The sequence below is a fragment of the Croceicoccus estronivorus genome, from assembly GCF_001625325.1.
GTDB classification, from domain to species: Bacteria; Pseudomonadota; Alphaproteobacteria; order Sphingomonadales; family Sphingomonadaceae; genus Caenibius; species Caenibius estronivorus.
The window spans coordinates 125,651-145,795 of sequence record NZ_JRQQ01000008.1; the positions used below are offsets into that span (position 1 = coordinate 125,651).

The window sequence follows — 20,145 nt, forward strand, 5'->3', positions numbered from 1 at the left end:
GCATCCATGGATAATCTTACGCACAGTCTTACCGGATGGGTACTTGGCCAGGCCGGATTGAAATCAAAGACACGTAAAGGGCTGGCGGCGCTCATACTCGCCGCGAACATGCCCGATATAGACGTGTTCTTTGGCCATAGTTGCTGGGACCCTTTGGCCACACACAGGGGTTTTACACATAGCCTGGCAGGTGGCTTTGTCCTCATGCCGCCTCTCCTCGCCGGGTTGCTCTGGCTGTTGGATCGATGGCAGGTAAACCGGGGTGCCTTGTTCAAGAGCGGCTTGCCGATGCATTTCGGCTGGCTGGTCGCGTTGTGTTATGTCGGCACTATAAGTCACCCTCTGCTGGACATGCAGACGAGCTATGCAGTTCAACTGCTATCGCCTTTTACCGATCGTTGGTTTCACACCGAATCCCTTTTCATCATCGATGTCTGGCTTTGGGGCCTGTTATCGATCGCTATCTGGCTGTCGCGGCAGAAAGAGCGGTCCGGGGGGAACTGGCATTTCCCTGCACGGGTCGGGTTGGCTCTTATGGCAGCCTATATTGCCGGAAATCTGGCGCTTACCATTCAGGCAGGGCGGGACTTGAATCGTACATTGTCCGGAACGCGCCCCAGACCGGTGTTCGCGGGGCTGGAGCCTGTGCAGTTCTGGAAGCGGGAACTGGTCTGGAAACAGGATGGACAGGTTGCCAGAGCCGAATGGTCCCCATTTGGCGGATTGGGACCGGTGTCGGCACCCGTTCCTGATAACATGAGCGATCCATTGGTTCGTCGTGCGGCATTTTCAAATGAGGATTTGCGCCGGTTCATGCGCTGGTCGGTAATGCCGGTCGCGGAAGTTCGCCGTGGCAAATGTCGTGTAGAGGTTACGTTTTCAGACGCCCGTTTCGGCGGGGGACGGTTCTTTGGCAGGGAGGTCAAGAATCCGTTCAACCATGTGGTACAGGTGCCGCTGGACCGCCCTGGCTGCTTCGGTCAGGGCGCGTGAGCAGGCCCCAGATCGTCTGGCTGCGGCGAGATTTGCGGCTGGCGGATCAGCCCGCATTTCAGGCGGCTGGATCTGCGGGACCCGTCATTCCCGTTTATGTTCTCGATGACGAGAGGCCTGGATCGCGCCAGATGGGTGGCGCATCACGCTGGTGGCTGCATCGCAGTCTGGCGGCGATGGATGCTGAACTACGCCGACATGATGCGCGCCTGATCTTACGGAAGGGTGATGTTGTCGATCAGCTTGTCCGGCTGATGGACGAAACAGGGGCTGCCTGCGTCCATGCCGTGCGCCACTATGAGCCTTGGTGGATCAAGGCGGAAGCGGATCTCGCGAAACGCGTCTCGCTTCGCCTGTACGATGGCAATTATCTTGTTCCGCCCGGGCGATTGAAGACGGGCGGGGGGACAGCATTCAAGATTTTTACGCCGTTCTACAAGGCGTTGCTCAACGATGGAGGGCCGCGTTCCCCGGTTGCTGAAGGGAATCTGGCCTTTGCCGATGCATGGCCCGAATCCGATTGGCTGGATGATTGGAAGCTCCTGCCAAGCTCTCCGGACTGGGCTGGCGGACTACGCCAAGCGTGGCAATGTGGTGAGGCGGCCGCACAGGCGCAGCTTGCCGATTTCCACGATAGGGCAAAGGATTATGAGGAGGCGAGGAACCTGCCTTCTGTTGAGGGCTCGTCTCGCCTGTCACCCCACCTTCATTTCGGAGAGATTTCTCCGGCGCAAGCCTGGCACGCTCTGGAAGGCATGCGTGGGGAAGGAATTGAGAGTTTTCGGAGGGAGCTGGTTTGGCGTGATTACGCCCAGAACCTTGTCTGGCAGCGGCCCGACTATCCGGAGCGCCCATATCGCCCTGAATTCGAGGGGTTTCCGTGGCGCGACCCGAAGGGAGACGACAGGGCCGCCGCGGATTTGTTGGCATGGAAGGCGGGTCAGACCGGCTATCCAATCGTGGATGCCGGAATGCGCCAGCTTTGGCAAACAGGTTGGATGCACAATCGCGTCCGGATGATTGCCGCCAGTTTTCTTATCAAGCATCTGTTGATTGACTGGCGAGAAGGCGAAAGGTGGTTTTGGGATACGCTGGTCGATGCGGATTACGGGAACAATGGCGCCAACTGGCAGTGGGTCGCCGGTTCCGGTGCAGACGCGAACATGTTCGTCCGGATCATGGCGCCCTTGTCACAATCTTCGAAATTTGAAGCGGCTGATTACATTCGCCGCTGGGTGCCGGAGCTGGCAAGTCTGGGAGATGCAGTTATCCATGACCCCGAAAGCCGTCCATCCGGCTATCCTCCACGATTGATCGGACATCGCGAAGCGCGGGAGAGAGCTCTTGCAGCTTGGCAAGTGGTTAAGAGCTCTTGATATAAGGCTTTTATCGAGAGGTAGTTTGCCCAAGTCGGCATCTTGCCCCAACCGGGACAGGGAGGCATAGTCGCAGTTATGAATGCGGGGGGCATGGAGAGGGGCCGCGCCTTGCTTGATGGCGGCAACCGGATCGGTAACGGTCTGGGCTGGATGGCGCGCTTGTGGAACAGCGGCTTCCACCGTTTGATTGATCGTGTGGATGCGGGTCTCGAAAAGGGTGCAATCGTTGCGCGGCTGCCGGATGGGCGAACGCGCAAACTGGGTGGTCGTGCACCAGGGTTTGAAGCGGAAGTGGAGCTGAAGAGCTGGCGTGCCCTTGCTCGTCTGGCCACCAGCGGCTCTGTTGGATGGTATCGCGCCTGGGAAGAGGGTGAATGGGGCAGCCCTGATCCCGTTCCACTTTTCGCGCTGTTCATGGCCAACGGCGATGCGTTGGGCAATTCGGGGCGTGCGCAGGGAATCTGGCGTCTGGCCGCGCGTATCGCGCATGGTCTTAATCGTAATAGCCGGGCAGGTGCGCGCCGCAACATTCACGCCCATTATGATCTCGGCAACGATTTTTATGCGTCATGGCTTGATGCAAGTATGACGTATTCGAGCGCAGTCTTTGATCACGGCGGAAGCCTGGAAGAAGCGCAAAATCGCAAGTGGCAACTTCTGGCGGAGAGGGTTGGAAATCCTGAAACTCTCCTGGAAATCGGTTGTGGATGGGGCAGCCTTGCGAACTTCTTTGCTGCTCGTGGCGCGCATGTGACCGCGATCAGCCTTTCCGACGAACAACTGGCCTGGGCTCGCCAACATCAGGCCCCATCCATTGACTTTCGCAAGCAGGATTATCGCGATGTCCGCGGTCCGTTCGATGCCATTGTCAGTGTGGAAATGGTGGAAGCGGTAGGGCGGGAATATTGGCCAACCTATTTTGATTGTCTGGCAAATTGTCTCAAGCCCGGCGGACGCGCGGCAATCCAGTATATTGCGATGAAAGATTCGCTGTTCGAAGATTATGCGAAGAGCGTGGACTTCATTCAGTCATATGTCTTTCCGGGCGGGCTGCTCATTCGCGAGAGCGAGTTCCGCCAACTTGCCGCTGAACGGGGGCTCTCGTGGGAAGATCAGCGTGATTTCGGCCTCGATTATGCAGAAACGCTCCGCCAATGGCGCCGCCGGTTTGACCGGGCTGTCGAAGAAGGCGCGTTGCCGACAGGGTTCGATGAGCGTTTCGTTCGCCTTTGGCGGTTTTATCTGATGTATTGCGAAGGGGGATTTCGCGGGGGCGGGATCACTGTCAGTCAGGTGACTCTCACGAAGAACTAACAGGCCCGCCCCCGCTGGGGCAAACTGAAATCAGGTTGTACGGTAGGACCCATCACCGAGATAACGCGCAAGAATATTATCGTGTATGATGGGATTCAACAATTTCTGGAAGGCGCAACCGCACAGGCTCTTGTCCCACCAGATTACTTCGGCTTGCAGGGATTCGAGGCCGGGCAACGTCAGCCAGCATATCGTACCCGGCTGCAGACGATTGACGGCTGTCGCGGAAAATCCGGATAGCGACAGGTCATGAATTACAGTCTGGAATGCTCGCCCGCCAGATTGGCGAAATTGTGCGGGAATGGCCAGTTTGGTGCGTGGTGCACAGCGGTCTTCCTGCGCTGCAATCGCATAGCGGGTTGGCGTGGTTTCGAGTGTCATTCCTGCGATCCCTCGAACATTCGACATACATACCGAGGGGTTATCCCTCAGCGTTTGCCGAATATGGAAGGAATTGCTTACCGCAGAGTTTTACCAACTGGTTAACGCGGTTCGGGAACCCGTTCACGATATGGTGTGGCAAATGGCTCTTGCACCAAAGCCACGATGCGTTCGGCAACGGCTTCGGGGGCCTTCAGCGTTTGCGGATCTTCGCCTGGATATGCACGGGCGCGCATGGCAGTGCGCGTGGCGCCTGGATCAACGATCGCGACCCGCGTGTTGGAAATCTTTTCGACTTCCCGTGCGTGGCATTCCAGCAGAACCTCGAATGCTGCCTTTGTTGCAGCATAGGCGCCCCAATAGGCCCGCGGTTTGCTGCCCACGCTGCTGGTAAGCCCGATTATGCGAGCAGTGTCGCTGCGTTTCATCAGCGGATCGAATGCGGCAATCAATGCTTGCGTAGCAAGGAGGTTAACGGTCAGAGCCTTGCTGAAGGCACGTTGGTCGATCTGTGTCACCGGCGTAAGCTCCGGCAGAATCGCGGCGGCAATCACCATGATGTCGAGCCGATCCCAGCGATTGGCAATAGCGCTGGCAAGCCGGGCGATCCCGTCGCCTTCCGCGAGATCGAGCGGAGCGATGGTGGCCATGCCACCCGTTTCGTGGATTTCCTGCTCGATCTGTTCCAGCTTGCGATCATCACGCGCCGTGAGAATGACGTGTGCGCCGGCAGCGGCCATTGCTTTGGCGGTGGCGGCGCCAATCCCCTGGCTCGCGCCGGTGATCAGCGCGATTTGCCCTTCAAGTGGTTTGGTCATTACGCGACCTTGTTGACTGGTAGAGAAAGTTGGGCCGGATCGTCCCGCTCGCTATGGTCTGTCAGCGTGGTTGGATAGTCCCCTGTGAAGCATGCATCGCAATATTGCGGGCAATCCGCATTGCGGCCTTCGGCCCCGACTGCTCTGTAAAGACCGTCAATCGTCACGAAGGCGAGGCTGTCCGCCTGGATGAATTCACCCATGGCCGCGACGTCCATCTTTGCTGCCAGGAGTTTTGAGCGTTCCGGCGTGTCGACACCATAGAAGCAGCTGTGCATGGTGGGAGGGCTGGCAATGCGCATGTGTACTTCCGCCGCGCCAGCTTCGCGCATCATTTGCACGATCTTGAGGCTGGTGGTTCCGCGCACGATGGAATCGTCGATCAGTACGATCCGTTTGCCTTGAACCAGTGCACGATTGGCGTTGTGTTTGCGTTTCACGCTTGAATGGCGTTGCCCGTCCGAAGGCTGAATAAATGTGCGGCCGACGTAGTGTGAACGGATGATGCCAAGCTCGAATGGAATGCCGGACTGTTGTGCATATCCGATCGCGGCCGGAACACCGCTGTCGGGCACCGGCACCACAAGGTCGGCTTCCACTGGCGATTCCTTGGCCAGTTCCACACCGATCTGACGGCGGGCCTGATAAACCGAAGTGCCACCCATGATGGAATCCGGACGACTGAAATAGACATGCTCGAAAATGCATGGCCGTGGATTTGAATCGCCAAACGGACGATGGCTGGTAATTCGGCCATCGAGCCGGACTTCGATCAATTCGCCAGGCTCCACCTCCCGAAGGAATTGTGCGCCGACGACGTCGAGTGCAACTGTTTCACTAGCGAAGACAATTGCGTCGCCAAGCTTGCCCATCACCAGGGGGCGGATGCCCAACGGATCACGGCAGGCGACCATGCGCTTGGGCGTCATGCAGATCAGTGAATAGGCACCTTCCACCAGTCGCAGGGCATCCACGAAGCGATCGAGCAAGGTTGGATACCGGCTGGTCGCGATCAGGTGAATGATCACTTCCGTGTCGGAAGTGGATTGGAAGATCGCGCCTTTCTGCACCAGTTGCTGGCGCAGATGTATGGCGTTGGAAATATTGCCGTTATGAGCGATCGCGAACCCGCCGGAGGCAAGGTCTGCGTAAAGCGGCTGGACATTGCGCAAACCGGAACCGCCGGTTGTGGAATAGCGAACGTGGCCAGCGGCCATGGAGCCCGGTAATTCACCGATGGCTTCACCAGTGGAGAAATTATCGGCCACCTGACCAATGCCGCGACGGGAATAAAATTCCTTGCCGTCGAAACTGGTAATTCCGGCTGCTTCCTGGCCACGGTGTTGCAGGGCATGGAGGCCCAGTGCAGTGATAGCGGCAGCATCCGACGCATTGATAACGCCAAAAACGCCGCACTCTTCGCGCAGCTTATCGCCGTCCGCGTCGTGGAAGGGATGGGTCATGTTCATAGAATCGTCCGGCCTCAGGCGCCCCGTCGTCGGCGCATGTGGGCTTGATTTGCCTTGAAAGCAAGGGGAACGGCCCACCGGAGGCGAGCCATTCTCCAGAGCGAATGACATCAACCGCCGTAAAAGACCTTTTCGCCCAATTCCTTCATTTCCAACACTGCCTCGTCGGCACGGCCTTCGGGGTGTTTGTGAATATGAACATTGGTGACTTCACCGATAAAGGTATGGTGGTCGCCGCGTTCCACGACTTCGACCAATTGGCATTCAATGGCGGCAGGCGCACTCTTCAGGATCGGTGCCCCGTTCTGTGCCCAGGTTATGGCTTCGCCAGAGAGTTTTCCGTCCTCCAGCTCTGCCGGTTTGAAGAATGTGAAGGCGGCACCTTGTTGTCCCTTGCCGAGAATGTTGAGCACGAAATGCCCGGCTGAACGGGCAGCGGCGTAGACACCGGAATCCGTTTTGACACCTACCGCGATGAGCGGTGGGCTGAAGCTCGTTTGCGTCACCCAATTGACCGTGGCGGCGGCAGGTGCCTCTCCCTTGCCTTCGGCAGTCATGACGTAGAGGCCATAGGGGATCATGCGCAATGCGGTTTTGCGGTCCTGTTCGTCCATGGTGGTTCCTGCTCCTGATTGAGAGTTGGGTTCGGGGAGTCCATGGCCCAGTGGCGGCGCGGATGTCCACCCCACAGGTGGATTTCGCAGATCTCCTCTCGTTAGTGGAGCGGGATTGCTTGCACCTGCCGCGCGCTGGCCCTATCCGTAACCATTATTCAGTGTCTCACGGACCAGTTGCTTGATCCTTTCCCCTTTTGAATGGACTATCGCCAAGCGATACATGCTGCCCGGACGGGGTGAAGCATTCATCGCCCTTGTCGCAGGAATCAGCTTGGCCGCAGTCATGCTCGGCGTTGCCGCGCTGGTCATCGTGATGAGCGTGATGAACGGTTTTCGCGGCGAATTGCTGGACAAGATCGTCGGGCTTAACGGCCATGCGATCATTCAGGCCTATGGCGGACGACTCGAAAATTGGCAGAGCGTGTTGAAGGAAGTGAGGGCGACGCCGGGCGTCGTTCGCGCCTCGCCGCTGATCGAACAGCCTCTGCTGACGAGTTTTAATGGCCGGGTAGAAGCAATTCTGGTGCGTGGGAACACGCAGGAAGATATCCGTCGGCTGGAACCGCAGAAGACGGAGGGTGATCTCAAGGAATTGGCGCCGGGCGCGGGTAATGTCGCCATCGGCGCGCGCCTGGCTGAAAACCTTGGCGCCAGAGTGGGTGATACGATCACCATCATCAATCCGCAGGGCCGGGCAACTCCGTTCGGCACAGTACCGCGGGAAATCGGCTATCATGTTTCCGCGATCTTCGAGATCGGTGTTTACGACTACGATCAGGCCTTTGTCGTGATGCCGATGAAGGATGCACAAACCTTGCTGCTCACCGGTGACTCGGTGGGGATGATCGAAGTGAAGACCACTGATCCGGACGAGGTTTCGCAGATCATGGCGCCGCTGACCAAGAAGCTCGCCGGACAAGCGGTCGTTTCCGACTGGAAGACCATTAACGCCAGCTTGTTCGAGGCATTGGCGGTGGAACGGGTCGCCATGTTCGTTGTCCTGTCGATCATCGTGCTGGTGGCCGTGTTCAACATTCTCTCCAGCCTGATCATGCTGGTGCGCGCCAAGACGCGGGACATCGCCATTATGCGGACGATGGGGGCCACGCGTAAAAGCCTGATGAAAGTCTTCGTCGCAATCGGTTTTGTGATCGGTGCGCTCGGCACGCTGGCAGGCCTCGTTCTTGGTTTCATATTCCTGTTTTTCCGGCAGCCTATCGTTCATGCGATAGAGATTGTGACTGGACAGAACCTCTGGGATCCTTCGATCCGGTTTCTGACAGAGTTGCCCTCGCGAACGGACCCGGTCGAAGTGATGGTCATTTCATGGATGGCGCTGGGGTTCAGTTTTCTGGCGACGCTCTATCCCGCATTCAAGGCGGCGAGCACTGATCCGGTACAGGTATTGCGTTATGAGTAGTGCGGTAGTTCAGCTGACCGGGCTGACGCGCAGCTTTGAACAGGGCGGCGTGCGGATCGACGTGTTGCGGGGTGTGGATCTCACTATCCAGGCGGGGGAAATCGTTGCACTGCTTGGGCCATCAGGCGCGGGCAAATCGACGATGCTGCAAGCGATCGGACTGCTGGAAGGGGGATTCGGCGGGACGATCGAGATCGCCGGGAAAGACGCGAGTCGGCTCTCAGGCGATGCACGCACGACACTCCGCCGGGATCATCTGGGCTTTGTGTATCAATTCCACCATCTTCTTCCTGATTTCTCGGCCGAGGAAAATGTGGTGTTGCCGCAGCTTGTGGCGAACAAGAGCCGTGAGGAAGCAGAAGCACGGGCACGTGAACTTCTCGGGGCATTAGGCCTCGGCAAACGGCTGGATCACCGGCCAAGCCAGCTTTCGGGGGGGGAACAGCAGCGTGTTGCTGTCGCGCGCGCGCTTGCCAATCGACCGCAACTGGTGCTCGCTGACGAACCTACGGGCAATCTCGACGAAGTAACGGCAGACAAGGTCCTGCAGCAATTTCTTCGCCTCGTCAGGGGGGAGGGGAGTGCGGCGCTGGTGGCCACGCATAACGAGAGGCTGGCCCTGTCTATGGACCGGGTCGTCAGGCTGCATGAGGGGCATCTTCAATAGCCCCCTTTCCTTGGCCGGGATCATTGATTATCGGCCGGCAATCGCCAGAATGGCACTATACGCAATTTAGGGAAATGTACTGAAAATGACCGATACGACCCAACAGCCGACCCCTGTGGAATGGGAGGATCACTCCGAACTGCACAGGAAGGATGATGGCGGCGGGTTGCTCTCGGCATTCAAAGCCGTTCGTCAGGGAACTCTGGCCGAACTCGTTCGGTTTGTTGCGAGCCTTCCTGAAGAGGAACGTGGCGATTATGTGATCGAAAAGTCGGGCGATCACCGACTGGAACTGGTTGAGATCATGGCGCTTGCGTCTCGTCCGGATTTCCCGGGCCGTGCTGCCTGAGCGGGGCGGCTAACGTGGCTTCCCTTGCCGATTTTTCGGTTGAACGGCCGGATGGGACGATATTCGATCTGGCCGATTTGCAGGGGAAGGTCGTGTTGGTCGTCAACACGGCAAGTAAATGTGGTTTCACCCCTCAATATGAAGGGTTGGAGGAACTGCAGCGCAAATTTGCTGCTCGCGGTTTTGAGGTGATTGCATTTCCATGCAATCAGTTCGGTAAGCAAGAGCCGGGAAGCGCGGACGAAATCGCCAGTTTCTGCCGGCTGACATATGATGTGACCTTCCCCGTAATGAAGAAGGTCGATGTCAATGGCGATGGATCAATTCCGCTCTACACATGGCTGAAAGGCGAGGCGCCCGGGCTGATGGGAACCCGCGCGATCAAATGGAATTTCACGAAATTCCTGATCGACCGCACGGGCCAGGTGGTCCGCCGCTATGCACCGATGGATAAGCCGGAAACGCTTCAAGCTGATATAGAGGCTCTCCTCTAGGGATATCAGCTTGACAGCTTTTCCAATGCTGGTTCGTCAATCGTGGCAACGGCTTGTTTCAACACATCGATATTGGGTACGCTGCCGTCAGCTTCGACCATAAACCGGTCGGCGACCATGACGCCGAAATGGCCGCGGCTGCCGGATTTACTCCACTTTTCGGATTGCATGCGCCCGTCGACAACGCCTGTGCGTTCATAACCGTCGGCGTTTTCGCTGCTCTGTTCCATTCCCATGGCTACGCCCATGCCGCCCAATGCGCCAAGGGCATTGGTATCGGATATCCGCAAATCGAAACGATTGCCGCCATCTTCATAAGTCGCAGAAGCGTGGCTTAGCCCGCCAGCAGCCATACTGTCGAACCCGGTCCGGCTATAGCTTCCGATCGAGGCAGGAAGCAGGGCTTTCAATTGGTCCGTCGAAATGGGCTTCAACTCACCCTTGGCCATCTTTTCCGCCCGCTCAGCGGCTTTTTGAGCCTTGCCCACATCGACAGAGCCGACGCCGGGGATATTCATGGTTCCGGACATTTCGCCGCTCTCGGCAATTTCATCGTAGGGGCTGTGGCCGAAGAGGTGTGCAGCAGCGCTCGTGACTGCGCCGACCACGAGATACAGGACGATTGCCGCCAGGATCGTCACAGCAGTGTAGCCTACCGCCTTTTCCTGGGGCACTTTCATCATCACCGGGCCACCAAGGTAAAACAGGTAAATACCATAGAGACCGCCGATTGCCGCGATGATGCCGAGTGCGGGCAGAAGCCCGAAAACAGCCGCAATCCAGCCCGCTGTCATTGAATAGGCAACGAGTTTGAATGCTTTTGGCCCGTCCTGTGTTCCGCCGAACTTGGGGGCAAGGAAATTGGCGATCAGCATCAATATGAACAGGCCGACCAAAGTCGCCACATAGCTTGCCACGGCCGCACCCAGTGCGCCCATGAACGACGGGCGGTAAGTGAAACCGAAAGCGCCATACCCGAACAACTGGCTGCCGATCAGGGTGCAGACAGGGCCGATAGCGGCCAGCGGTACGGCATATTTGACAAAGACGTCGCTTATGCCAGTCGGTTCTTCGGCGATCTTTGGCCATTCTTCGGTTGGCTTCAGGATGATCGATTTGGCCCGATCCACCAGGTCGCGGGTCTGTGGGCCAGGGTTGGAATTTTGTTCCATGTACAGTTCCCCCATTTCTGAATGCGCAATAGGATCATATTTGCTGGATATTACAAGACGAGATCGACCACCTTTTCCCCAGAACTGGAACGGTCGCAGCTTGAATGACGCTTGAAATCGACCTTAGGTTCCCGATCATGGCTTATGCTCCTTTCGTGCCTTTGCGGATCCTGTCATCGTACTCGATGCTCGAAGGTGCAATCGACCCGAAGGCGATCGCCCAACTGGCGAAAGATCGCGGCTTTCCCGCCATTGCCATCTGTGATCGCAATGGCCTTTACGGCACCGTTGCGTTTGCGGGCGCGTGTCGGGACAAAGGTGTCCAGCCGATCGTTGGTACTCTTTTGGGGGTGGCAAGAAGTGCGGATGGCGCCGAAGGCGGCCCAATCGATTATTTACCTGTTTTCGCGCAGGATGAGACTGGCTGGGAAAACCTTTGCCATCTGGTAAGCCGGGCTCATCTCGACCGTCCGCCACATGAGGAACCGCACGTCATGCGGGCGTGGCTGGAAGGATATACCGACGGCTTGATCGCTTTGACAGGCGCTGGGGAAGGGGCGCTCACGCGTCTTTTTGCGGAAGGGCAGCACCATCACGCTCAGGAATATGGCGAGTGGCTGGAAAGACTGTTTCCCGAACGGCTTTATGTCGAGATTGCGCGGCGCAATAATCCCGTCGAGGATTCTGCCGAGGAGGCTTTGATCGCTTACGCCTTTGCACGCGATCTACCGCTTGTTGCTACCAATCCTGCCAATTTTGCAGAGGCGCATTTTCGTGCCGCGCATGATGCGATGCTGTGTATCGCGAACTCGACCCATATCGATGCATCGGATCGTCCACGGTCTTCGGCGGAAAACTATGTGAAGCCGGCGGATTCCATGGCTGAGGCCTTTGCAGATCTGCCGGAAGCGATCGCGAACACCTTGGTCATCGCACAGCGATGTGCCGTTGCTCCGCCAAAGCGCAAACCGATCCTGCCTAGTCTTGCCGGCGATGCAGAAGGCGAAGTGCGAATGATGGCGGAAGACGCGCGCCGTGGGCTGGATGCGCGTTTGGAGCCATATGGGGAGCTTACCCCTGATGAGCGCAAGGTCTATGACGACCGGCTTCAGTTCGAGATCGACATTATCACCCGGATGGGATTCCCAGGGTATTTCCTGATCGTTGCCGACTTTATCAAGTGGGCAAAGGAAAACGGTATTCCCGTGGGGCCAGGGCGTGGTTCGGGCGCTGGGTCCCTGGTTGCATGGGCGCTCACCATTACAGATCTGGATCCAATCAGGCTTGGGCTGCTGTTTGAACGCTTTCTCAACCCGGAACGCGTTTCCATGCCGGATTTCGATATCGATTTCTGTGAAACGCGACGGGGCGAGGTTATCCGCTATGTTCAGCGGAAATACGGTCACGACCACGTGGCCCAGATCATCACTTTCGGTAAGCTGAAGGCGCGAGCGGTCCTGCGCGATTGCGGCCGGATTCTGCAGATGACTTATGGGCAGGTCGATCGGTTGTGCAAGATGGTGCCGAACCATCCGACGGACCCATGGACTTTGCCGCGTGCGCTCAACGGTGCGGCGGATTTCAAACGTGAATACGATACTGATTCTGACGTAAAGCGTTTGGTCGATTTGGCCATGCAACTTGAGGGGCTGCCCCGCAACAGTTCCACCCACGCTGCGGGTGTGGTGATTGGCGACAGGCCCCTGGCCCAGCTGGTTCCGCTCTACCGCGACCCGCGTTCGGATATGCCGGTGACCCAATTCGACATGAAGCATGTCGAAGATTCGGGGCTGGTAAAGTTCGACTTTCTCGGGCTCAAAACGCTGTCGGTTTTGCGCAAGGCTGTGGACCTGCTGAAGAAGCGGGGCATCGAGGTGGAACTGGATCGCCTAGGATGGGACGATCCGAAAGTTTATGAGCTGCTCCAGTCCGGCAATACGGTGGGCGTGTTCCAGCTGGAATCCGAAGGTATGCGGCGCACGCTGGCATCGGTGAAGCCGACCAATTTCGGCGACATTATCGCGCTCGTTTCGCTCTATCGTCCCGGCCCGATGGATAACATCCCGTTATTCGGGAAACGAAAGAGCGGTGTGGAGCCAATTGAATATCCGCATCCCAAGCTCGAAGGTATTCTCGCGGAAACCTACGGCATCTTCGTTTACCAGGAACAGGTGATGCAGGCTGCGCAGGTCCTGGCCGGATATTCGCTCGGAGATGCTGACCTTTTGCGCCGCGCGATGGGCAAGAAGATTCAGGCGGAAATGGATGCGCAACGTGCCCGTTTTGTCGAAGGGTGCAAGGAAGTTTCGGGAATTGAGGCCAAAAAGGCCAATGAGCTGTTCGACTTGATCGATAAGTTCGCCGGTTACGGCTTCAACAAGAGCCACGCTGCGGCTTACGCTTTGCTTGCCTACCAGACGGCGTGGTTGAAGGCCCATTATCCTGAAGAATTTTATGCCGGGTCCATGTGTTTCGACATGCACCAGTCTGAAAAGCTCAGTGTTTTTATCGATGATGCACGGCGGCAGAAGATTCCGATCACAATTGCGGGACCGGATATAAACAGTTCGGAGGCGGAGTTTACCGTTGAGCAGACAGACGAAGGGTACGCTCTTCGCTACGCTCTCGCCGGTATTCGCAATGTCGGCGAAAAGGCGATGGAAGCCATCGTCGCCGAGCGCGAGGCAAACGGCCGATTTGCGAGCCTTGATGATCTGTTTCGTCGATTGCCGGCCGGGTCGATGAACCGTCGGCAGCTTGAGGCTTTGGCAGGTGCAGGTGCGTTCGACAGCCTGGAAACCAATCGGGCCAGTGTGTTCGCCAGTGCTGAAATGCTGATGGGAGCAGCCGACGCCGCGATGCGTGAGCGTGCAAGCGGACAGGTCGGGCTGTTCGGCGGGGAAGATCATGCTGTACCCTCCCTGCGCCTTGTGGAAGTTCAGCCCTGGAATCGTGCTGAACAGATGGCTCATGAACGAGAGAACTTCGGCTTCTATTTCGCCGCACATCCAGTGGAACAGTTCCGGGCGATTGCGAGTGCGAACGGTGCGCGCAGTTATGCTGGACTGATGGATTCAGGCGTGGCCGGGGGACGCAGCGCGGCTGTGATGGCTGCGATGGTTGAAGGGGCAAACAAGGGCAAGACCCGGAAGGGCGCCGATTTCGTTCGGGCGGATTTTTCGGATTCCTCAGGCCAGTTCAGTGCTGCCTGTTTTGAGGAGAGTCTTGTAGAATCCTTCGTCAAATGGGCGCGGGAAGGGACATGCGTACTGCTCAATGTCGAATTGGACAGTCCCAATCCTGATGAGCCGCCTCGCGTAACGGTCAGGGGTGCGCGGCCATTGGCCGACGTGAAAAGTGGCGCACATATGCGGCTGACACTTGAGGTGAGTGAAGCCCCGGCTTTGCGTATGCTGGCGGACATGCTGCCACAAGGCGAGAAAGGGAAAGGGGAAGTCTTGGCGCGGCTCCGCACGACATGCGGCACAAATCCGCTTGTCCGTCTCGGCGATGGATTCTCACTGGATGGAGAATTGGCCGAAAAGCTGCAGGAAATCCCTGGTGTTGCGAAGGTGTCATTGAGCGCGCAACCGAACGGACGGCACCTGAGGTTAGTGGCCTGATTTCTCTTTGAGCCAGCAGTAACTGAAATGGCTGGATCGAATATAGCAGCCTAAAAGAGGCTAAGCTGCCCGCCCCGTGGTGGTCGGCGGAATTGGCTGCAATCGAGAAGAAGATCCTCATTTTTGATACCTGCGCGCTTGCAGGCAATACGAAAACGTGTGCGGATGAGGTCCGCCCAAATTCCTTTGGGCTTCATGCGTGTGAAATAGTCTGGATCATTGTCGCGCCCATCACGCATGTCTTGTACGATTGCCATGACTTTGCTCGCGCGGTCGGGAAAGTGAACTGCAAGCCACTCACGAAATAATGGTGCGACTTCGTGCGGCAAGCGCAAAGCTATCCAACTGGCTGATGATACGCCGATTTTACCTGCCGCTTGCAGTAGTGTTTCCATGAAGATATCGGTCACCGCTGGTATAACAGGCGCGATAGAGATGTTGGTCGGCACGCCCATTTCCGTAAGCACGCCGAGTGCAGCCAGCCTTTTGGCAGGGGTCGCCGCACGAGGTTCAAGCAGGCGGGACAATTGCGGATCAAGGCTGGTTACCGAAAGGGAGACTGCGGTGAGGTTTCGGCGCGCAAGTTCGGTCAGGAGATCTGCGTCACGCAACACGCGATCCGACTTGGTGGTGATCGTTACCGGGTGACGGCATTCGAGACATAATTCGAGAATGCGCCGTGTAATGCGATATTGCGCCTCTATCGGCTGATATGGATCGGTGTTGGTGCCCATGGCGACGGGAGCCGGGCGATAGCCGGCTCTCGCGAAAGTCTCGCGCAAGATGATGGGGGCATTCGGTTTGACGAACAGCTTCGTTTCAAAATCGAGGCCTGGCGAGAGATCATGAAAAGCGTGGGTGGGGCGAGCATAGCAGTAGATGCAGCCATGCTCGCAACCGCGATAGGCATTTACCGATCGATCAAAAGGAATGTCAGGAGACTTGTTGAAGCTGAGAACGGCCTTGGGGTGCTCCTCGGTGACGGTTGTCCGCAACTTGTCCACAGGGCCATCCACAGTCTCCCGTGCATCCAGCCAGTCCCCGTCGGCGCTACGACTGGGAAGAGCAAAGCGGGTGGAAAGGTCACCTGATTGCGCGCCACGCCCATGCATTGGAGCTGAGATGCGATGTCTTGTCATAAATGGAACATATAAAGAACATTTGTGGCAATGTCATGGTCTCGTTCGTAGGATTTCGCCGAAGCTGAACCCGATTTTGTCCCCGCTCGCCAAGAAAACCGGCTCAGTCAGAGTCATTTTCCGTGGGGGAGGCCAGTTGCAATGTGTATTCGCGCACATCCTTGGGCCAAGCCTCGGTGGCGCGCGACAACGCACCAAAATTATCTGCGAAAAGTGCGCGGGAGGCTTCTTCAAAGCCGCTATAATTCCCGGCGACTGCACTCATGAATCGATACGTACGTTCCTGTGCCAAATGGCGCGAAGTTTCAGTTCTGGCCTCTCGTCGAGCCTTATCGATTAGACGGCGGAGGGTTTGTGACGCGCCGCCTTTCTGTGAAGCCAGCCAGTCCCAGTGGCGCGGAAGCAAAGTAACTTCACGCCCTATCACGCCCAGTCTGGGCCGTCCTCGTTTCTTTGCTGATATTGTCTGTGCCACTGGGTGCTGTGCCAGACGCGCAATGATCTCGGCCGAAGTTCCACGGAAATCAATATCGAGAACTGCGCCAGTGTCGTCGTCAAAGATCAGAATCGAGGCATGGGGATCGCTCACTAGTGGTTTGAGATAGAGGACTACTTCCACCAACTGGCCGGACGAGACCTTCCTGTTTCCGTCGAATGCGGTGCAGGGCTTTGCGAGAGTTTCAGGGGGGAGATCTTTGTTCATATTACCTTGGTGAATTGATTTTATTATCCAGTCAATATACCTTGGTAAAAATTGATGGACGTTCCATACGTGATGGAGGCTATATGGATAAAGAAGCCCGGCGGCAGGCGGTATTGCGGTACAAAGAACGGAACAGCGATCCCGGGATATACGCTGTCCGCAGCACTCGCGATGCCCGTGTATGGATCGGAAGGGCCAACGATGTCGGCACGATCTGGAACAGACTGTGGTTCACATTGCGGCAGGGTGCGTACCCGCATCGTTCGCTACAGCAGGCTTGGAATAATTGCGGCGCGGAAGCATTCCAGTTTGAGGTCCTCGAAATCCTTGATGAGAAGGATCTTCAATACTCGCGGGATCGTGTTCTCAAGGAGCGATTGGAGTACTGGCTTGCCAAACTCGATGGCGTCCGCATCTAAACCAGTAATGTGTAGGAGCCGAGTTCGCCATTCGCTCCAATGGTTTGGGGTGTTACGCTTCCCGCAAGCGGGGCATGAGTTCGACGAAGTTACAAGGCCGATTCCGACTGTCGAGTTGTTCAGCCAATATACCGTCCCAGCCGTCCTTCACAGCTCCATTGGAGCCTGGGAGGGCAAAGACATATGTTCCTCTGGCTACTACTGCACAGGCACGCGACTGGACCGTCGAAGTGCCGATTGTCTTGAAACTGAGCCAGCGGAACAGTTCGCCAAAACCCGGGATATCCCGGGTTTTGATGCGTTCCAATGCTTCGGGTGTTACGTCCCGCCCGGTCAGGCCAGTGCCTCCGGTGGAAACGATGGCATCGATGTTCGGATCGTCAATCCAGACGTTCAGTCTTTCGACCAGCACGTTTGCGTCGTCTTTTTCAATTGCACGAGCGACGAGGGTATGTCCTGCGGATTGGACCCGCGCGGCGAGAATATCGCCGGATGTGTCATCGTCTGGCCCGCGCGTGTCCGAAACCGTCAGGATAGCAATGTTGATCGGCTTGAATGGCCGTTCCGGATCAATAGCCATTGTCAGGTGTGTCGCTTGCCGCGAGGTAAGTGCGCCCGCCATCGCTAACGCCGGGGAATAGTGGCCAACGATCCTGGGCAAGCGCAACGCGACTAGGGGAGTCTGCGTTGGCCTGGCGCTCATACATCCAGTAGTTGCGAGTTACGATGGCGACATATCCACGCGTCTCCCAGTAGGGGATGGACTCCATCCAGAGGAGCGGATCGCCCTGATCCCTGATTTCAGTATTCCAGCGCGTAACAGGTGAAAGGCCTGCATTATATGCGGCCATCACTTTGGGTAAAAGGCCGCCTGTACCCGAGGAATCCCGCAAGGCTTCCAATGTCCGCTGGCCAAACGCCAGATTGATTTCGGGCTTGGCCAACTCGGCATATGTGCCGTTCATGTTGATTGAAGCGGCATAGTGTTGCGCAGTTCCGGGCATTATCTGCATCAGCCCGCGTGCACCCGCCGGGCTGACTACGCTGGTGCGGAAATTGGATTCCTGGAGTGCGTGGGCATAGACGAGTGCGGGATCCACGCGCCAGCCAGTGCTAGGTTGCCATTTGGGAGTGGGAAAGCGGGACGCCGGTTCCGGATTGCCGCCACGTGGCGCATTATATGCCATCCACAGTTGAGTGGCCGGCATGCCAAAATCGCGAGCGAGACGCGATAACGCATCGAACTGTCGGGGATCTCCGATCTTTGCTTGGTGACGCAGCACCTCGTCGGCAAGATCATATTCGCCAATTTCAACCAGACCGGCCGCAATCCGGACATTGGGAATGTCGCGCAATGCTTTCCAGTCATCGCTGCTAAAGTCGGCCTGCGCATATGTCGAGGGAACCTGCTGTCCCAATTGTTCCAGCGCCAGCATTCCGTAAAGTGTGTCGTCAGCCTTGGCCGCACTGCGCAGCAAGCTGGCCGCTTTCTCCGGTGCGCGGCAACGGATCTGCGCGCGACTGGCCCAATAATATCCTGCCGCACCGAGCTCTGGATTAGAAGCACGACGCGCGGTTTTTTCGAACCGGCTCGCGGCGGTCTCGCAATCTCCCAGTCGCCAGGAGGCTAAACCGGCGACCCAATCCCCTTCAGCTACCCAGTCACCGGACCCTTCCGAAACACGGAGGGCCATTGCGAGCGCTGCAGGGTCGTCATTCTCGATATAATAGCTCCAGGCCACACGCTGGCGCCATTCTGCGCGAGCTGCGGAACTGAGCGACGAATCGATGCCATCCAGCAATTGCCGGGCGCCATCCGGATCGTCGTTCTTTATCCGTTCGAGGATGGCCGAAGAAATCGAAGCAGGCATCGTTCCGTCATCGACGGAGCGAGGGCGAATGCGCTTGGGCTGACTGCCCTGAGAATAAAATGTCTGTTCCTGCGGAAGACTGGGTGCAAACTCCAGTCCACGGCGCAAACCCAGCCGGCTCATCTGGGCGGCTTGTGGCAAATCGCGGGCCGTATCATCGGCCAGCCATGCCTGGATCAGAGGCAATTCGATCTTGGGCGAATTCGCGGCAAGATAATATTCAGCCATTGCGACTTCGTGCAGGGGGCCGTCATCATCCTTGGCCAGCAAATCCTGAACCCGCGTCCAATCTTCGCCTCTGATCGCATCGAAGACGGAACGATAATACTCCTGTTCCCGGCGGCTAAGTACGGACGGCACCTGATTGGTGGTGGCTCTTGCGCTGAAGTATTCAGCCGAACTGCGGGCTTCCGCCGCATATGGAGCGAAAGCTACGAAACCGGCCACGAGCGTGGCGGACAGCAGTTTGGCGTTCAGCAGTTCCCTCATGAGCTTCACAGCGGTGAATCCGTCCATTCGAGCCAGCGTTGCCAGAATGCCGATCGCGCCTTCGTTCGGGCAAGTAATGCGGCAAGATCCCATCCGGCAATAACCGGTACCATTCCACCTTCATGGTTTATTTTTTGTAAACTTACAGGGCTTTGCGTCGGATCGTGGCCGAGAAGCGGCAGAATGTTCCTGCCGAATATGGCTAATCTTTTCGGTGCGACCAAGCTTATATGGTGCAGTGTGACTGCACCCATTCCGCTTAGCGCAATGGCGTTCCAGTCTGCCAACGGAGTGTTTCGCGGCAGCACGGATGCAAAATACACAGCTTCCTGCTGGACGCCCATAGCCGATAGCATGGCGTCCAGCAAACTTCCCAAGGGGCCGGAAAGCAGCTGTTCGCGATCGTCGGATTCCGGTTCGGCCACCAGTACCATCAGCTCCGGATGGGCGGAACCACGTGGAACCACGCGCGGACTGGCACCGCCTTGATCCAAGGCAGGTTCATTTAACCACCAACCTGCAAAATCCTTCAGTGTTTCGGGCAAGGATTCGCGTTGTGTTAGCGAGTTCTGTTGAGGCGCAGGCTCCGGCGATGGGGCTGCAGTTCGGGGCAAACCTACGCTTGCAAGTTCGTCCTCAGTCTTCTTTTGATCTGGGATCCAGGGGTGTGTTTCGTCCAGAAACTGCAAATCCACGCCTGCTTCGCGCCACCAGTTCAGAGCACCGGTGACCAGTTCCAGCGGGGTTCGATTTGCGTGTCCTCCCATCTTGCGGGTCTTGACCTGCCGTTGCGCAGCAATCAAGGCGTTAATGCATATACCATGCGTC

19 protein-coding genes are annotated in these 20,145 nt (G+C 57.3%); 9 read left to right on the forward strand and 10 right to left on the reverse strand.

Features of this window, described 5'->3' with window-relative positions:
• Positions 1-6 precede the first annotated feature (6 nt).
• The 3 genes from MB02_RS13255 to MB02_RS13265 all read left to right on the forward strand — a co-directional run bounded on the left by MB02_RS13255 (position 7) and on the right by MB02_RS13265 (position 3,686).
• Positions 7-993 (forward strand): metal-dependent hydrolase, encoded by a 987-nt coding sequence (locus tag MB02_RS13255; RefSeq protein ID WP_067538467.1) that lies wholly within the window; start codon positions 7-9, stop codon positions 991-993.
• Entirely contained in the window at positions 990-2,369 is a 1,380-nt protein-coding gene (locus MB02_RS13260; RefSeq protein WP_067538470.1) for a cryptochrome/photolyase family protein, read from the forward strand. Before MB02_RS13255 ends, MB02_RS13260 begins: the two co-directional genes overlap by 4 nt.
• 78 nt (positions 2,370-2,447) lie before the next feature.
• On the forward strand, positions 2,448-3,686 hold the full coding sequence (locus tag MB02_RS13265; RefSeq protein ID WP_067538474.1) for an SAM-dependent methyltransferase: 1,239 nt from the start codon (positions 2,448-2,450) through the stop codon (positions 3,684-3,686).
• Between the two features lie 30 nt (positions 3,687-3,716).
• Here MB02_RS13265 and MB02_RS13270 read toward each other — a convergent pair whose 3' ends face one another.
• The 4 genes from MB02_RS13270 to MB02_RS13285 all read right to left on the reverse strand — a co-directional run bounded on the left by MB02_RS13270 (position 3,717) and on the right by MB02_RS13285 (position 6,968).
• Positions 3,717-4,067: a PilZ domain-containing protein gene (locus MB02_RS13270; protein WP_067538743.1), complete on the reverse strand. Its 351-nt coding sequence runs from the start codon at positions 4,065-4,067 to the stop codon at positions 3,717-3,719.
• Between the two features lie 101 nt (positions 4,068-4,168).
• Positions 4,169-4,885 carry an SDR family NAD(P)-dependent oxidoreductase gene (locus MB02_RS13275; RefSeq protein ID WP_067538477.1) on the reverse strand — a complete coding sequence of 239 codons (717 nt, stop codon included), beginning with the start codon at positions 4,883-4,885 and terminating at the stop codon, positions 4,169-4,171.
• Positions 4,885-6,354: an amidophosphoribosyltransferase gene (gene purF / locus MB02_RS13280; protein ID WP_067538480.1), complete on the reverse strand. Its 1,470-nt coding sequence runs from the start codon at positions 6,352-6,354 to the stop codon at positions 4,885-4,887. The genes MB02_RS13275 and purF overlap by 1 nt, the downstream gene beginning before the upstream one ends.
• A 110-nt stretch (positions 6,355-6,464) precedes the next feature.
• Complete coding sequence (locus MB02_RS13285; RefSeq protein ID WP_067538483.1) at positions 6,465-6,968, reverse strand: flavin reductase family protein; 504 nt, start codon at positions 6,966-6,968, stop codon at positions 6,465-6,467.
• A gap of 181 nt (positions 6,969-7,149) precedes the next feature.
• Here MB02_RS13285 and MB02_RS13290 point away from each other — a divergent pair, with 181 nt between their 5' ends.
• From MB02_RS13290 to MB02_RS13305, 4 genes are all read left to right on the forward strand, one after another.
• Complete coding sequence (locus MB02_RS13290; protein ID WP_067538485.1) at positions 7,150-8,391, forward strand: lipoprotein-releasing ABC transporter permease subunit; 1,242 nt, start codon at positions 7,150-7,152, stop codon at positions 8,389-8,391.
• Positions 8,384-9,058 (forward strand): ABC transporter ATP-binding protein, encoded by a 675-nt coding sequence (locus MB02_RS13295; protein WP_067538487.1) that lies wholly within the window; start codon positions 8,384-8,386, stop codon positions 9,056-9,058. The genes MB02_RS13290 and MB02_RS13295 overlap by 8 nt, the downstream gene beginning before the upstream one ends.
• Positions 9,059-9,143: 85 nt before the next feature.
• Positions 9,144-9,407, forward strand: coding sequence for a hypothetical protein (locus tag MB02_RS13300; protein WP_067538490.1), 264 nt, complete (start codon positions 9,144-9,146; stop codon positions 9,405-9,407).
• Positions 9,408-9,421: 14 nt separating this feature from the next.
• Positions 9,422-9,901: a glutathione peroxidase gene (locus tag MB02_RS13305; RefSeq protein ID WP_082826192.1), complete on the forward strand. Its 480-nt coding sequence runs from the start codon at positions 9,422-9,424 to the stop codon at positions 9,899-9,901.
• Positions 9,902-9,906: 5 nt separating this feature from the next.
• Here MB02_RS13305 and MB02_RS13310 read toward each other — a convergent pair whose 3' ends face one another.
• Complete coding sequence (locus MB02_RS13310; protein ID WP_067538748.1) at positions 9,907-11,073, reverse strand: Yip1 family protein; 1,167 nt, start codon at positions 11,071-11,073, stop codon at positions 9,907-9,909.
• A gap of 137 nt (positions 11,074-11,210) precedes the next feature.
• Here MB02_RS13310 and dnaE point away from each other — a divergent pair, with 137 nt between their 5' ends.
• Positions 11,211-14,696, forward strand: coding sequence for a DNA polymerase III subunit alpha (gene dnaE / locus MB02_RS13315; RefSeq protein WP_067538750.1), 3,486 nt, complete (start codon positions 11,211-11,213; stop codon positions 14,694-14,696).
• 50 nt (positions 14,697-14,746) lie between these two features.
• On the opposite strand, the gene MB02_RS13320 is transcribed toward dnaE, so the two are convergent.
• Positions 14,747-15,835 carry a PA0069 family radical SAM protein gene (locus tag MB02_RS13320; RefSeq protein ID WP_067538492.1) on the reverse strand — a complete coding sequence of 363 codons (1,089 nt, stop codon included), beginning with the start codon at positions 15,833-15,835 and terminating at the stop codon, positions 14,747-14,749.
• 103 nt (positions 15,836-15,938) lie between these two features.
• Complete coding sequence (locus MB02_RS13325; RefSeq protein ID WP_067538495.1) at positions 15,939-16,538, reverse strand: DUF2239 family protein; 600 nt, start codon at positions 16,536-16,538, stop codon at positions 15,939-15,941.
• A gap of 83 nt (positions 16,539-16,621) precedes the next feature.
• Between MB02_RS13325 and MB02_RS13330 the strand changes: the two genes are divergently transcribed.
• Complete coding sequence (locus tag MB02_RS13330; RefSeq protein ID WP_067538498.1) at positions 16,622-16,957, forward strand: GIY-YIG nuclease family protein; 336 nt, start codon at positions 16,622-16,624, stop codon at positions 16,955-16,957.
• A gap of 52 nt (positions 16,958-17,009) precedes the next feature.
• Here MB02_RS13330 and moaB read toward each other — a convergent pair whose 3' ends face one another.
• From moaB to MB02_RS13345, 3 genes are read right to left on the reverse strand one after another with little or no spacing between them, the layout of a single operon-like run.
• Positions 17,010-17,537 carry a molybdenum cofactor biosynthesis protein B gene (gene moaB, locus MB02_RS13335; protein WP_067538500.1) on the reverse strand — a complete coding sequence of 176 codons (528 nt, stop codon included), beginning with the start codon at positions 17,535-17,537 and terminating at the stop codon, positions 17,010-17,012.
• Complete coding sequence (locus MB02_RS13340; protein ID WP_067538503.1) at positions 17,527-19,344, reverse strand: lytic transglycosylase domain-containing protein; 1,818 nt, start codon at positions 19,342-19,344, stop codon at positions 17,527-17,529. Before MB02_RS13340 ends, moaB begins: the two co-directional genes overlap by 11 nt.
• Positions 19,323-20,120, reverse strand: coding sequence for a uracil-DNA glycosylase family protein (locus tag MB02_RS13345; RefSeq protein ID WP_082826194.1), 798 nt, complete (start codon positions 20,118-20,120; stop codon positions 19,323-19,325). The genes MB02_RS13340 and MB02_RS13345 overlap by 22 nt, the downstream gene beginning before the upstream one ends.
• Positions 20,121-20,145 lie beyond the last annotated feature (25 nt).